Origin of the sequence: Providencia sp. wls1916, from assembly GCF_009706585.1 — a bacterium.
In the GTDB taxonomy this organism is placed as follows: Bacteria; Pseudomonadota; Gammaproteobacteria; order Enterobacterales; family Enterobacteriaceae; genus Providencia; species Providencia lanzhouensis.
Genome location: NZ_WLUL01000017.1, coordinates 90,418 through 104,925, shown reverse-complemented (window position 1 = coordinate 104,925; position 14,508 = coordinate 90,418). Strand labels below are relative to the sequence as shown.

Sequence of the window (14,508 nt, the reverse complement as noted above, 5' to 3'; positions counted from 1 at the left end):
GAAACACCATGACGATTCAGTCCCATGACCAATACAGAGAAAATGTCGCAGGACGCGCAGATGTGGAAGATACACCAGAATTGTTGGCGTATTACAAACAGTTAGATGAACTCAAAACGGGCGCATTGTGGACGGTTGCCAACAAAATTGAGCCGTGGCAGCCAAAATCTCAATCTGTGCCTGTGTTATGGCGTTACCAAGATTTACGTGAGCATGTTTTGCGTTCGGTGGATTTGGTGACTCCGGAAAAAGCAGGTCGCCGTGTTATCTACTTAAACAACCCTGGTCGTCAAGATGTGGCAGCGGCAGTGGGTTGGTTGTATTCCGGTTTACAGGTGATGCATCCGGGAGAAGCCGCTTCGGCTCACGCACATTCATCATCAGCATTGCGTTTCATCATGGAAGGGCGCGGCGCCTACACCATTGTGGAAGGGCAAAAAATGATTTTAGAAGCTAATGATTTTGTGCTGACACCAAATGGTACTTGGCATGAACATGGTGTGGAAGAAGGTGGATTACCGTGTATTTGGCAAGATGGTTTAGATATTCCATTAGTCAATGCAATGGAAGCGGGTTTCTACAAAGTTCACCCCGATTTGCATCAAGCACAAACTCGTCCAATTGATTATCCCGTTGGCATGTGGGGAGCGACTGCGTTACGTCCGCACCATGTGGGATGGGATAAGCCCTATTCGCCATTATTCAAATACCAGTGGGGACCCACTTATGAAGCGCTGCAACGCGCCGCAAAAGTAACGGATGGCTCAGTATTTGATGATGTATTAATGAATTACACCAACCCATTAACCGGCGGGCCAGTGATGCCAACGATTGGGGCTAGTATGCAGTTATTACGCCCTGGATTTGTCGGTAAAGCTCATCGTCATACGGGCAGTTTTATCTACCAAGTGGCGAAAGGAAAAGGGTATTCGATTATTAATGGACAGCGCTTTGACTGGCAAGAGAGAGATATTTTCTGTGTGCCATCATGGATGTTCCACGAACATGTGAATACATCCCAGAGCGAAGATGCGTGCCTGTTCTGTTTTAACGACTTGCCAGTGATGCACTCTCTTGGTCTCTATTATGAAGAGGCGCTTGTGGACAATGATGGGCATCAAAAAGTGATTAGCTAAGTTTTTATTCTAACTATTTGTTCCGATTACTTATTTTAATTGTTTACGTGAAGATTTCAGTTAGGTCTGAGACCTGACTCAAGGAGAAAAATTATGCGTCTTATTACTTACCGTTCAGATGTTACCGCAGCAGCACGTTTAGGGGCGATTGCTAACGAGCAAGTCGTGGATTTAGCGAGATTAGCGGAACAGAATGGTCAATATCTCCCTGATAATATGTTGGATTTTATTGAGTTAGGTCCACAAGGGATCCGTGCAGGTACTGAATTATTAAACGCACATAAAGGGCAATTTCCTGCGGGAACTGCATGGCCAGTACAGAATGTAAAAATTTTAGCGCCAATTCCACGCCCAAGAAAAAACATTTTTGGGATCGGTCTGAACTATGTTGAGCACGTTGCTGAGTCGAGCCGTACTCTGGATACCTCTAAAGATCTACCAAAAGAGCCGGTTATCTTTTCTAAGCCGCCAACAACGGTGATTGGACCGGGTGATGCGATTGAACATAACAGCCAAATTACTCAGCAATTAGATTGGGAAGTGGAGTTGGCGGTGATCATGGGGACGCGTGCTAAAGGGGTTTCTGAAGCAGATGCCCTGAACTATGTGTTCGGTTATAGCTTAATGATTGATATGAGTGCACGTGATTGTCGCCGTGCAGGTCAATGGATTTACTCTAAAGGGCAGGATACCTACGCCCCATTCGGTCCTTGCATTGTGACTGCCGATGAAATTCCTGATCCTCACTCACTAAACCTGAGTTTGAAAGTTAACGGTGTAACCAAGCAAGACTCCAATACTCGCCATATGCTGTTCAATGTGAATGCGTTGATTGCTGATATCAGCAAAGGCATTACGTTGGAACCGGGGGATATTATCGCAACGGGCACACCTGAAGGGGTTGGTGCGGGTCGTTCCCCACAAGAGTGGGTATGGCCGGGTGATGTAATTGAAGCGTATGTCGAAAAAATCGGTGAGTTACGCCACCCAGTGGTTGCGGTATAACTCAAGGGAGATACTAACATGTTGAATCTACCTCAATTTAAGGCAGCGGCTGTACAGGCCGCCCCTGTATTCCTCGATACCGATGCTACCGTTGATAAAGTGTGTCGGTTGATTGAAGAAGCAGCGGATAATGGTGCCAAATTAGTGGCATTTCCTGAAGTGTTTGTCTCTGGCTACCCGTATTGGAGTTGGGTAATGAACCCGATTGATGGCAGCCCTTGGTTTGAAAAACTGTGCAAATCTGCCATTGAAGTCCCTGGACCTGAAATTAAAAAAATCGCCCAAGCCGCCGCTCGTCACCATATCAACGTGGTTGTGGGGGTGAATGAGCGCAATCCGAACGGAATTGCCACGTTATACAACACGTTAGTGACGATTTCTGATGAAGGTAAAATTTTAGGACGTCACCGTAAATTAGTCCCAACGTGGGCGGAAAAATTGACGTGGGCAAATGGGGATGCCTCCTCGCTGAAAGTTCACCAAACCAGCATTGGTCCTTTAGGGGCGTTGGCATGTGGCGAAAACACCAATACATTGGCACGTTTCTCGTTGCTGGCTCAAGGTGAGTTGGTTCATATTGCCAGTTATATTGCACTGCCAGTGGCACCAAAAGACTATGACATGGCGGATGCGATTCGTTTACGTGCCTCTGCTCATTGCTTTGAAGGTAAAGTATTTACCATCATTTCTTGTTCGACAGTCTCTGAAGAAATCGTTGAAGCCATGGCGGCGTCGCATCCCGAATCCCGTGAGTTGCTTGCGCGTCCAAATAGCGCATTTTCCGGCATTATTGGTCCTGATGGACGAGTAATTGGGGAACCATTGATTGATAAAGAAGGCATTGTTTACGCTGAAATTGATTTGAATCGCTGTATTCAACCACGCCAAATGCATGATATTACAGGGCACTATAATCGCTTTGATATCTTTGACTTACAGGTTAATCGTCGCCCATTAACGGCTGCTCGTTTCCATCATGGTGGGCAAGATGTCGATGAACTTAATCAGTTTGCTGAATCGGATGACTCTTCAGTGGAGAAAGGGCTATGAGCTTAGCGCGTACGTTTCGTATTGGGCAGATTGTGCCTTCATCTAATACCACCATGGAAACTGAAATTCCGGCTATATTACGCGCCCGTGAAGCGATGTTTGCAGAGCGTTTCACATTCCACTCTAGCCGTATGCGTATGCAGAAAGTGACTAAGGATGAGCTTGCCAAAATGGACTCAGACAGTGACCGCTGTGCTATTGAACTGTCAGACGCCGATGTCGATGTATTAGGGTATGCCTGCTTGGTTGCCATTATGAGCATGGGGAAGGGGTATCACCGAGTTTCGCAAAAACGCCTCCATCAATGCACCATAGATAATGGGCATCCAGCGCCGGTTGTCACTAGTGCAGGGGCATTAGTCGAAGGGCTGCATGCCATTGGCGCGAAAAAAGTGTCGATTTTGACGCCGTATATGAAGCCATTAACGCAAATGGTTATCGACTATATTGAACATGAAGGTATTGAAGTGGTTGATAGCATCTCATTGGAGATCCCCGATAACCTCGAGGTGGGGAGACAAAACCCATTAGCACCAGTGGAAATCACCAGAAAGCTAAATACCAATGTGGATGCGATTGTGGCATCAGCTTGCGTGCAAATGCCGTCATTACCGTCGATTCAACTTATCGAAGATAGAGTGGGCTTACCAGTATTGTCTTCGTCTGTGGCAACAACTTACATGATGCTAAAAAAATTGGGACTTGATACGCGAGTGGATGGTTTTGGCTCACTACTTAGCGGAAGATTTTAGTTAAATTATGTTAAGAGTTCGATTTCCTTCTGCTACTCTGCTAGCTTCTAATGTCATAAAACCAGAAGCCAGAAAAGAGGAATTGATGCCTGAATCGAAAGTCTTCGTTGATAATTACCTGCCTGCTCTTTTGGGGCAGGCATGGATGCTAGTTTCATCTGAATTTCATGCGGTTGTAGAAGCCAATGGGCTATCGGTGTTGGAGTGGCGAGTGCTTTCTACATTGGCCAATAATGGTTCGATGGGGATCACTGAGCTGTCGCAAAAAACAGTCAGCAAGCAACCAACAATCACGCGGGTATTACAACGATTGGAACAGCAAGGGCATGTCATCCGTCACAATAACCATACAGGAAGTGACCGCCGTGTGACTTTAGTGAGTGTGACTTCTAGTGGTGTCGAGCTGGTCGAAGGGTTATTGATTGCAGCGGAAGAGCATGAAAGGCAGGTTTTAGCGCCTCTTGGTGTTCGCAAAAGCAAAATGCTCAAGCAGGTTTTACAAGAATTAATTGATAGACATAGCCCAGAAATCAAATAGATAAGTTGCATTAAAATACTCGGAATTATCCGTTTTTGATGAGTGATAAGGGTTTATACCAGAAGAATAGATTAAATCCTTATAAAACACGAGTATATTGAATGGATATGTAATGTATTGGAAATTAAGTAATATCCTGTAACACAATGATTGCTATCGTAGTTTTTGATTTATTTTGTTTTTTTATTTGGTAATAAATTGATGCTTTACATTGATTTGATTTATCTATTTACTGCAATGCAGATAACTAAGATAAACCATTATGGAGCACTCAATGTCAGTAGTGACACTTGTACTCGTTTTTTTACTTGCAGTCATCGTGAGCGTATTTGTTTCCCGATTACTTAAAGACATCATTCCATTGCCAATTATCCAGATAGCGTTAGGGGCTGCCTTATCGTTCTACGGATTTACAGTGGAATTCGAACCACATCTTTTTCTCTTTTTATTTATTCCTCCATTGCTATTTCTTGATGGATGGCGAATTCCAAAAGAAGCCTTATTCCAAGAAATTAAGCCAATTATGTCATTGGCGATTGGCTTAGTGGTCGTCACCGTTATTGGGATGGGCTTCTTTATCCATTGGCTGATCCCAACGATTTCACTGGCGGTTGCCTTTGCACTGGCAGCTATCCTTTCCCCAACTGACCCTGTGTCGGTATCTGCAATGACAGTGAATTCGCCACTACCATCGCGTATGGCGCACATTCTTGAAGGGGAATCTCTACTCAATGATGCGACGGGCTTAGTATGCTTTAGCTTTGCGGTTGTGGCTGCGCTGACAGGGGAGTTCTCTCTGGCATCTGCTGCGGGGCAATTTGTGCTGGTGGCATTTGGTGGGATAGTGATTGGTTTATTAGTCGCATGGGCAATTGGCTGGTTAAACCAATTCTTAGTCAAGCGCACAGGTGAAGAACCAGCTATCCAAATTATGATCAGCCTGTTAATGCCTTTTACCGCGTATCTTCTGGCTGAACATTTACATGTTTCCGGAATCCTTGCTGCCGTTGTTGCGGGTATTGCGATGCACTACGAAAAAATTGCAGGGCGTATGCAAGCGGCGACTCGAATGCAAAGTAAGGCAGTTTGGGACACGGTACAAACAGGTTTGAACGGCATGATCTTTATTCTACTGGGTGAGCAGCTACCAGGGATGTGGACCAATTTGCCTCAGGTGGCCGAAGCTGCAGGTGCTAGCCATCCTTGGATGCTGTTTGTGTATGTTGCCGTTATCACCATTGCATTAGGTGCACTGCGTTTTGCTTGGGTATGGATATCAATGACCCTGACAGTTTTCCACAATCGTCGTCGTGGAAAGCAAGCGGATGAAGTACGTATTCGCATGATGGCGGTGATGGCAACGGCGGGAGTTCGCGGGGCAATTACGTTAGCCGGTATTTTAACGTTGCCATTCTTAATGCCCGATGGATCATTATTCCCTAACCGTGATGTGGCTATCTTCCTCGCGATGGGGGTGATCCTGTGTTCGCTGTTAATTGCCAGCATCGCCTTGCCGATTTTAACCAAAGGTTTAGTGCAAGATTTACCTTATGATAACGATGAAATTCGCGCTCGTCTGGCACTCAATGAAGCAGCAATGGCACATATTCGTGAGCTGATGAACCACCCTTCTGATGATATGGATGAAATTGCGATGCGTACCGAAGTGGGTGCTCAGCTGTTAGAAATTTATGGTCGTCGTTTAGATAATACGGATGAAACAGAGTCAGATGTGTTTGATTTACATCGGATGATCGAGATGGAACGTTCGATGTCAGATTCGGCTCTGAAGGCGAAGCGGGAAGCGTTATATCAAATGCGTAAAGGGAAAAATATCAATGAGCGAGTGTACCATCGCTTACGTGATGAGCTTGATTTAAAAGAAGAAACATTAAATCACCATAAGAGTTCAAAACACTAGTTTCTAATTTACGACTAAAGGGCTTAAGGTAACTTAAGCCCTTTTTATATACTCATTGAAAAAAATTTTATTGCTGATAATGTAATCTCTAATTATATTCAGGAAAAAATTATGTCACAGCATGTAGCTCACCTCATTATTATGATGACCATCACTTAACTGGTGGGAGTTTGCTACATCCTCAACCCGCCAGATAAGGCGGGTTTTTTGTCCTTGTCTGGTTAGTATTCAACAAGGAGCCCTCTATGAATCTTTTCGACAATACTCAAAAACACACGCAAGAACTTGAAGCCCTAATTGCCAGCGCAGATCGCGCCATCACAGAAGAAAATTTCAGCTATTTAATGGATTTTTATTCTGAGAATGGCTCGTTAGTGGTGAAAGACGGTTTACATGTCCATGGAAAAGAGAACCTAAAGAAAGCATTTTCTGCTATCGCTGAATTTTTTAATCACAGCCTGCAAGTGTCTCAAGGTACGGTAAAAGTTATTTTTGGTGAAGATTGCGCCTTAGTCTTAGCTGAAACTATTTTGAGTGCGCAAATGCAAGATGGTACGCCGTTTAATACTGTGCGAGATGCCACCTACGTATTTAAACTCATCGACGGTAAGTGGCTATGTGTGATTGATAATTCTTATGGAACTTCACTGCTCAAATCCTAAGGAAAGCTTTGTCTCATTCACCCGCGTGTGTCATGAAAAAATAGCGATATTCAGTTTACGTAATAAATGGTTTTTTATTGTAATTATTCAGTTTTACTGTTGTCTCTGGAGTTAAGTCTAAGGTTTATACTCGGGACAAGAATAACAGTGGAGGATATTTATTATGTCAATTTTCAGCTGGTTATTTAACCTCGGCAGAAATCGCTATAACTCGAAACGCGATAACCAATATCGGGGTCATTCAGGGCATGGCAGCAGTTCCAAGCATGGTTCTCGAGGTAAGCATGGCGGGAGTTATCAGCACAATGATGGTCGAGGCGAAGACAACTATTTTTCACACGGACAAAACATCCAAAAAATAAGATGCCGACAATGCAAAAGTGCCGTAGACCCAAATGCCAATTTTTGCGGTGAATGTGGAGCATCAATTTAAGGAAATAGAAAAGGTATTTTTGATTCAGGAGGAAGCATGGCGGAATCGTTTTTTTCTCATAAAAATCATTACCAGCTCTACGTTAAGAATTTCATTACATCACCAGCTTCGATGGGAACGGTGTTCCCATCATCTCGTTGGTTATGTCATACCATGATTGACAATATTGACTGGGCTCAATGTCATCAAATTGCAGAGATTGGTGCGGGTAACGGCGTCATGACTCGCTATATTGTGAACAAAATTACGACGCAAACACGTTTAGATCTCTATGAAATTAATCGTGATTTTATCGATATTTTAAATCAGATTGATGACCCGAGAGTGGCTGTTAATCCATGTTCAGCAGAATATTTATTGGGTGATTATGATTTGATTATTTCAGGAATTCCTTTTCTGTCCCTGAATAAAAAAACCAGCATGCGAATATTAAAACAGGTGCGTCAGAGCCTATTAAAGAATCAGGGTAAATTGGTGTTATTTCAGTATACCCAAGGTTGTGAGCCGCTATTTTCGCGTTATTTTTCATTCACAAAAGAACGTGTGTATCGCAATTTTCCACCTGCATGGGTGTATACCTGTGTCCCCAAATAATGAATCTTAGGCCGGTGTGATAGAAACTGGCCTAAGACTTTTTACGTTATTTAGGGCGATACATTTCGAGTTTTTGTTGCTCTTCAATTCAATAATAATCCGCAGGTCCGCCTGCCCGCATCAAAGGTTTTTGGCGAGCACTGTTATATAAGCCTTGCTCTAAGGTAGCTTCATCGATATGCACCATTACCACTTCTCCCATGATCATCCACGTATCCAATAGGCTACCGTCAGCGCGTTTTAATTGCTGATATTCAGTGACTACACACTCCATGGAAACAGGCGTTTGGGCGATGCGCGGAGGCGTAATCAATGTGGACGGTAAGGTGGAAAGCCCAGTAAGGTCAAACTCACTTTCTCCACGAGGTAACATTGCACTGCTTGAATTGACCTGCTGCCCAAGCTCAAGAGTTGCAAGATTATAAACGAACTCACCTGTTTCGATTGCATTGGTGACGGAATCTTTTTTCCCAACGCTCGAGAAGACCAAAATGGGCGGTGAATAATTAAAGATATTGAAGAAGCTATAGGGCGCAAGATTGGTGTTACCTTGCTTATCGCATGTGGAGATCCAGCCAATAGGGCGTGGACCAATTAATGAGGGTATCGGATCATGGGGAAGCCCATGACCTTGTTGCGGTTGGTAGCTGTAAAACTGAGTTGTCATTATTGGCTCCTTTTTTTGTTATCCTAACGGATTAATTTATTCTAGTTAATATTAGAAAATGAAAAGTGCACGATATGCATAGTTTAAGCATGATATGGATAATGGAAAATTTATCATGATTAATATGACTTATTTTGATGAATTTAAATTATATTTAAAGTTTTATTGAATGAATTTATAAAACACAAAATATGAGTTATTTAAGTATATTTTTATTTCTCATTAAAATATTAAGTTTTTATGTTTGATATTCTTGATTTTTTATTTTTAATAAATTTAAATAAGTTATTATATGCGATATTTATAATTGGATAATTTTCTTTTATTTAAATTGAAATAATGTTTTTTTTAAGGGGTATCATGATTAAGATAAGTGAATATTTAAATTACTAGCTAATTATATTATATAGTCTTATTTGTGTAACCTATTGATATTTAATTTTATATAAATCAAATTCAGATATTAAAACGATCAATAAAGTTAATTTGATAGGTGTTAACTATTAAATCATATATTTTCGATCGATATAAACGTATTTACAGATTTATTTCCTGTACCTATATTTTAATAAATTAAATTTCCTGCACTTTGGATATATCCATTTTTTATTACGCTATTTGCTCAATGAATTGGCTATCTTTGAGTAAATGAAATTAAAGCTATTTAAACTGGTTTTAATATGATGAAAAACAAATATCGATTACGTGAAGAAGTTGGTTTATTTATTCGGGAAGCACGGCTTAATTGCTCATTAACAGGTGAGGAATTAGGGCGTATGCTTCATATTAGTCAACAGCAAATATCTCGCTATGAACGTGGTATTACGAGTGTAAATATAGAAACGCTTGACGCCATATTAAAGAAATTAGGTAAGGATTGGTCTGAATTCTTTTTCAAAGTTATTGCTAACTATTCAGATGAAATAGCAGAGATAAAATTACAAGATAATTTTTTATTTCAAGATAAAAAATCAAAATATTCCTATTACGATAAATTAAAATTCAAAGCCTTACATGATCTTTAATCATGATTAATTAAATTAACATGTTCTTTGGTGATTATATAACTAATTGTTATTTAATGTTTTTCTGTTCCATTAATTATTTAATGGTGTATTGCGTTTCTCCTATTTTTAAACGAAAGGAAAGTCATTATATGAAACTTAATCAGTTAGCAATCATTACACTGCTGGCAACATCAGCGACTTCTTTTAGTGTAATGGCAGAGAATACAGGTACGGTGAATTTTATCGGTACAGTGGTGACTTCACCCTGCAATATTGCACAACCATCGTTAAAACAAACTATTGATTTTGGTCAGCTTTCTCGCCGTGGTTTAGAGAATGGCAGAACGGCTGAAGTGAATTTTAATATTGAATTAACAGGGTGTGATTTTTCAGATTACACCAAAGATGGTACAGGGGCGTCAGCAGCAGTGAAAAGCATGGAGTTAGTCTTTACAGGGCAAAATTACGCCGATGCGGGTAACACTTTGCTTTCAACTTCTCCGGGCAATGTAAACAACGTAGGTATTGGTATTGATGGTTTTGAATTTGGCAAAGCTAAGGATATTTTATCGCGAATTATCAATAAGAAGGGGGATAACACCTTAACCTTCAAAGCATTAGCTAAAGCTATTGATACCACAAAAGATGTCGCTGAAGGTAAGTTTAGCGCCGTAACTAACTTCCGAATTACCTATCAGTAAGCATCTGAGTCTACCGCCAGTGAATAACTGGCGGTATCAATACGGAGTTGAAGGAGAAAGTTGAGGGAGACAATTGTGATTGTTTATCAACGGGTAACTCGCCAATTAGCTCAACTGATGACGATAACTATTCTGATGTGCCTGATGATTTCGGGGGCGGCGGCGAATAAAAAAATAGAGCTTGATGGCAGCGCAACATTGAAAGGTATTGTTATCGCTACACCGTGTTCGGTTGTAATTGAAAATAGATTTCAAACGATTGATTTTTCACCTTTGGCAATCCCCCTGCTTGGTACAAAGTTGCAGCGTGAGCAGCATAACCAACCTTTTATTATTGAGTTACGAGACTGCGGAAGCCTTTACTCTTTACTCGACAGTAAAACATGGTCTATTCGATTTGCAGGGGAAACAGCGGAACACATTGATGCATTTGTACTAAGAGGCGCATCACAAGGTCTTGGGGTTTCTGTCCTTGATAGCCGTTTTAATACATTGATTCCAGGGCAATATTACCCTTTGGCAAATAATGTATTACGGCAAGACAAATCAGGGAAAGCGCTCTATCTACAGTACTTTTTACGTCTAGAGCTAACTGGGCGACCTATTCAAGCGGGTAACTATCAAGGGTTAATCCGTTTTTTTATCGATTATCAATAAATTGCAGATAAACATGATCTCGAAGTCATTTTCGAGAGGGGCACACTCGTCGCATTTGGGATGGTATAGAGCATGATGTTCAAACATAGCAAACTAAGACAGACGATTTTATTGGCGCTAAGTATGGGAATTGGCAATAGCTATGCTGCTGAATTTAATACCGATGTGTTAGATGCCGAAGATATGAATAACATTGATATGAGCCAGTTCTCTGTTGCGGGATATGTTCCACCTGGAGACTATGTTTTGACTGTTTTTGTTAACGGTCAGCGTTTAGGCGAGCCGCGAGATGTTGCTGTTTTTGATGATAACAGTACAAAAAGTGTAGGTTCTCAGCAAGTGTGTCTGGCACCTCAGTTGCTGGATTTTATGGGACTAAAAAAATCTGCGGAGGAAAAAGTCACATTATTTCATGATGAAAAATGTTTGAATTTTTCGGCTCTGGCTGGGGTACAAACCAAAGTGGACTTGCCTTCTATGTCCCTAAAAATGACCATTCCCCAAATGTGGATGGAATATCGTGATCCTTATTGGGTTCCCCCAAAATTATGGGAAGAGGGGATCAATGGTTTGTTTGTGGACTACAGTGCGAATATTTCTGCCACAAAAGAGACCGATGGCGACAAGCGTGTTTACTTATCTGGTAATGGAATATCGGGCATTAACATTGGGGCTTGGCGGCTGCGTGGTGACTTCAATGGGACTTATCAAAAGCAACATGGGGGCAGTTATTCGCAAGAAAAACACAACTTTGATTTCAGTCGGTTATATGCTTTTCGATCATTGAAAGAAAGCGCTGCTTTGCTCACGCTCGGGGAAAATAATTTTTACTCGGACGTGTTTGATTCTTGGCAATACACGGGTATTTCGATTGAAAGTGATGATCGCATGTTGCCGCCAAAATTGGTGGGATATGCCCCTGAAATTATCGGTGTGGCAAAGACTAACGCCATTGTGATCGTTCGGAGTCAGGATCGGATCATTTCAGAAACTTCGGTGCCACCGGGACCTTTTCGCATTCAAACCCTTGATAGCGGGATCCGTGGTGTGCTGGATGTGACGGTACGTGAAGAAAATGGGGAAGAGAATAAATTTAGTCTTAGTACTGCATCGCTGCCCTATTTAACTCGTCCGGGTCGGGTAAATTATAAAGCGGCGCTGGGGAAAACACGTTATGACAATCGACATTTAACGGGAGATCCCGTCATTAGTGGTGAATTGTCATATGGTGTATCAAATGCGTGGTCGTTGTATGGGGGAACTCAACTTAATGCCTATTACCAAAGTGCCGCTTTAGGGATTGGGCGTGACTTGTTCTCTTTTGGGGCCGTCGCGGTGGATATTACCCAATCTTTTGCTGATTATTCAGATGACGATAAAGGTCACTTACAGGGGCGCTCTTACCGTTTTAATTATGCGAAGTCATTCGAGGATCTTCGTACCGATATTACTTTTGCGGGCTACCGTTTTGCAGATAAAGAGTATCGAACGTTAATGCAATATATGGATGAGGACAGAACTGGGCATTCACCGCAAGCCACCAAGGAAAATTACCAAGTCTACTTAAATAAATATTTTGATGATTTTAACTTCTCGTTAAATTACCAGTACAGCACCTATTGGCAGGATGACCCACAAACCCAGTACGGTTTATACGCCAATACAAGCCTGAATTTTGCTTCCCTTTCCCAATATAGCGGCAATATTGCTATCTCCGCGACGCGAACGGAGCGAAGTAACGGTTATGAAGATGATGCCATTAACCTTTATTTGACGATCCCGCTGTACAGCGGACATAGCTTGACGTTTTCTGAGTTGTACTCTCGTTCCAATAAAAAGAATCAATATAACCATAATGTGGGATATAGCGGTTATGGGGAGAGGGATAATTACAGCCTAACGATGGGGTATAACCACGGGCAAGATGTGGATAGCCAAACGAGCTTGAGCGGTTTTTATTCCCGTGACCTCTCGGATGCCAGTGTGTCCATTAATGGCAGCTATGTCCCTCATCAATACCGCAGTATTGGGGCATCGATTAATAGCGGGATCACAATAACGACCAAGGGAGCCGCGCTGCATCGCTCTGCCCACGGTGATACTCGCTTAATGGTGGAAACTTCAGATATTGGCGGCGTACCACTGAATCATGGCGTTACAAAAACCAACCGCTTCGGTTTAGCGGTGATCCCAAATGTGAATAGTTACCGTAAATCCTCGGCTTCCATTAACACCAGCAAATTACCTGAAAACATTGAAGCGCTCAGTGCCACCAGCGACATCACGCTTACAAAAGGCGCGATTGGCTATCGAAGTTTCCCTGTGATGAAAGGGGAAAAACTCTTCTCAGTGATCACCTTACCGGATGGTAAAAAACCACCGTTTGGTGCCAGTGTGCGTAATGAGGTGAATCAAGAACTTGGGATAGTCGGAGAAGAAGGGGTGACCTGGTTGGTGGGGATCGAGAAGAATACCGCGTTGTGGGTTTATTGGCGTAACCAAAAACAGTGTCAGATAACGTTGCCAGACCGGTTAACCACATCCTCTTCAATGCTGTTACTACCATGTCAAAAATAACTGGCATGTCAAAAATAACGAAATTTTTATTCTCTTTAATCTATGAGGTTGATTATGTTGAATTTTAAACCTATTTTTGCAGCATTGATAAGCGGGCTTATTGGAATACCACAAGCCTCTTATGGCGCGGTGACTCTGGATAGAACGAGAATTGTTTTTCCGGGTAATGAAAATTCTATTAACGTGCGCATCGCGAATGATAATCCCGAAGAAGCCTATTTAGCGCAAAGTTGGATTGAAGACCTTCAAGGTAAAAAACTCACTCAAGGCGCGATCCTTGCCACGCCACCATTACAGCGGATAGAAGCCAATAGCCACAGCCTAGTGCGCTTGAGCAAAACGCCATTATTAAGCCAATTACCCGATGATAGAGAGTCCGTTTTCTATTTCAATTTGCGTGAAGTTCCGCCGAAATCCACGGAAGAAAATACACTGCAAATTGCGTTGCAATCCCGCGTCAAATTGTTCTATCGCCCTGAAAAAATCCTCGAAGCTTCTCAAACCAAATGGGCGCACAACATTACGTTGCAAAAAACGGCCAAAGGCTACCGTTTGAATAACACCACGCCGTTTAACTTAACGGTGATTGGGGTGGGGAATAGCAAGAAACAGTCGGAAGAGAGCAGCTTCGAGGTTGTTATGGTCGCCCCTAAATCCACATTCGAGATTAACAGCCACACGCTGACCACCCCTTATCTCACTTACATCAATGACTATGGCGGCAAGCCAACACTGGTATTTCGTTGCCAAGGAGACACCTGCACAGTCTCCGGGGAACAGTAATAGAACCAAGGCATAAAAGGGGAGA

The 14,508-nt window shown here is 42.3% G+C and carries 15 protein-coding genes; 14 read left to right on the top strand and 1 reads right to left on the bottom strand.

Annotated features, from left to right (window positions below; genetic code table 11):
• Positions 1-8: 8 nt before the first annotated feature.
• The 9 genes from GKR61_RS12350 (at position 9) to GKR61_RS12310 (ending at position 8,091) form a co-directional block, all read left to right on the top strand.
• Positions 9-1,136 carry a cupin domain-containing protein gene (locus GKR61_RS12350; RefSeq protein ID WP_036955260.1) on the top strand — a complete coding sequence of 376 codons (1,128 nt, stop codon included), beginning with the start codon at positions 9-11 and terminating at the stop codon, positions 1,134-1,136.
• A 93-nt stretch (positions 1,137-1,229) separates the two neighbouring features.
• Entirely contained in the window at positions 1,230-2,141 is a 912-nt protein-coding gene (locus tag GKR61_RS12345; RefSeq protein ID WP_036955256.1) for a fumarylacetoacetate hydrolase family protein, read from the top strand.
• Positions 2,142-2,159: 18 nt separating this feature from the next.
• Complete coding sequence (locus tag GKR61_RS12340; protein ID WP_036955252.1) at positions 2,160-3,191, top strand: carbon-nitrogen hydrolase family protein; 1,032 nt, start codon at positions 2,160-2,162, stop codon at positions 3,189-3,191.
• A complete protein-coding gene (locus tag GKR61_RS12335) occupies positions 3,188-3,943 on the top strand; it encodes a maleate cis-trans isomerase family protein (RefSeq protein ID WP_036955248.1) in 756 nt (251 codons plus the stop codon). The genes GKR61_RS12340 and GKR61_RS12335 overlap by 4 nt, the downstream gene beginning before the upstream one ends.
• 85 nt (positions 3,944-4,028) lie before the next feature.
• Positions 4,029-4,481 (top strand): MarR family winged helix-turn-helix transcriptional regulator, encoded by a 453-nt coding sequence (locus GKR61_RS12330; protein WP_036955244.1) that lies wholly within the window; start codon positions 4,029-4,031, stop codon positions 4,479-4,481.
• 274 nt (positions 4,482-4,755) lie between these two features.
• Positions 4,756-6,402: a Na+/H+ antiporter gene (locus GKR61_RS12325; protein ID WP_036955239.1), complete on the top strand. Its 1,647-nt coding sequence runs from the start codon at positions 4,756-4,758 to the stop codon at positions 6,400-6,402.
• A gap of 245 nt (positions 6,403-6,647) precedes the next feature.
• A complete protein-coding gene (locus GKR61_RS12320; RefSeq protein WP_036955236.1) occupies positions 6,648-7,064 on the top strand; it encodes a YybH family protein in 417 nt (138 codons plus the stop codon).
• A gap of 163 nt (positions 7,065-7,227) precedes the next feature.
• Positions 7,228-7,497 (top strand): zinc ribbon domain-containing protein, encoded by a 270-nt coding sequence (locus GKR61_RS12315; RefSeq protein ID WP_154609802.1) that lies wholly within the window; start codon positions 7,228-7,230, stop codon positions 7,495-7,497.
• Positions 7,498-7,533: 36 nt separating this feature from the next.
• Positions 7,534-8,091 carry a class I SAM-dependent methyltransferase gene (locus GKR61_RS12310; protein ID WP_154599648.1) on the top strand — a complete coding sequence of 186 codons (558 nt, stop codon included), beginning with the start codon at positions 7,534-7,536 and terminating at the stop codon, positions 8,089-8,091.
• Positions 8,092-8,179: 88 nt separating this feature from the next.
• On the opposite strand, the gene GKR61_RS12305 is transcribed toward GKR61_RS12310, so the two are convergent.
• Positions 8,180-8,758: a flavin reductase family protein gene (locus GKR61_RS12305; RefSeq protein WP_154639814.1), complete on the bottom strand. Its 579-nt coding sequence runs from the start codon at positions 8,756-8,758 to the stop codon at positions 8,180-8,182.
• Between the two features lie 680 nt (positions 8,759-9,438).
• Here GKR61_RS12305 and GKR61_RS12300 point away from each other — a divergent pair.
• The 5 genes from GKR61_RS12300 to GKR61_RS12280 all read left to right on the top strand — a co-directional run bounded on the left by GKR61_RS12300 (position 9,439) and on the right by GKR61_RS12280 (position 14,483).
• Positions 9,439-9,783, top strand: coding sequence for a helix-turn-helix domain-containing protein (locus tag GKR61_RS12300; RefSeq protein ID WP_036955222.1), 345 nt, complete (start codon positions 9,439-9,441; stop codon positions 9,781-9,783).
• A gap of 131 nt (positions 9,784-9,914) precedes the next feature.
• The gene (locus GKR61_RS12295) at positions 9,915-10,466 is read left to right on the top strand and encodes a fimbrial protein (RefSeq protein ID WP_036955218.1); all 552 of its coding nucleotides are present in this window, start codon (positions 9,915-9,917) and stop codon (positions 10,464-10,466) included.
• A 75-nt stretch (positions 10,467-10,541) separates the two neighbouring features.
• On the top strand, positions 10,542-11,123 hold the full coding sequence (locus GKR61_RS12290) for a fimbrial protein (protein ID WP_442959313.1): 582 nt from the start codon (positions 10,542-10,544) through the stop codon (positions 11,121-11,123).
• Between the two features lie 72 nt (positions 11,124-11,195).
• Complete coding sequence (locus GKR61_RS12285) at positions 11,196-13,700, top strand: fimbria/pilus outer membrane usher protein (protein ID WP_154599647.1); 2,505 nt, start codon at positions 11,196-11,198, stop codon at positions 13,698-13,700.
• 54 nt (positions 13,701-13,754) lie between these two features.
• A complete protein-coding gene (locus GKR61_RS12280; RefSeq protein WP_154599646.1) occupies positions 13,755-14,483 on the top strand; it encodes a fimbria/pilus periplasmic chaperone in 729 nt (242 codons plus the stop codon).
• Positions 14,484-14,508: the final 25 nt, after the last annotated feature.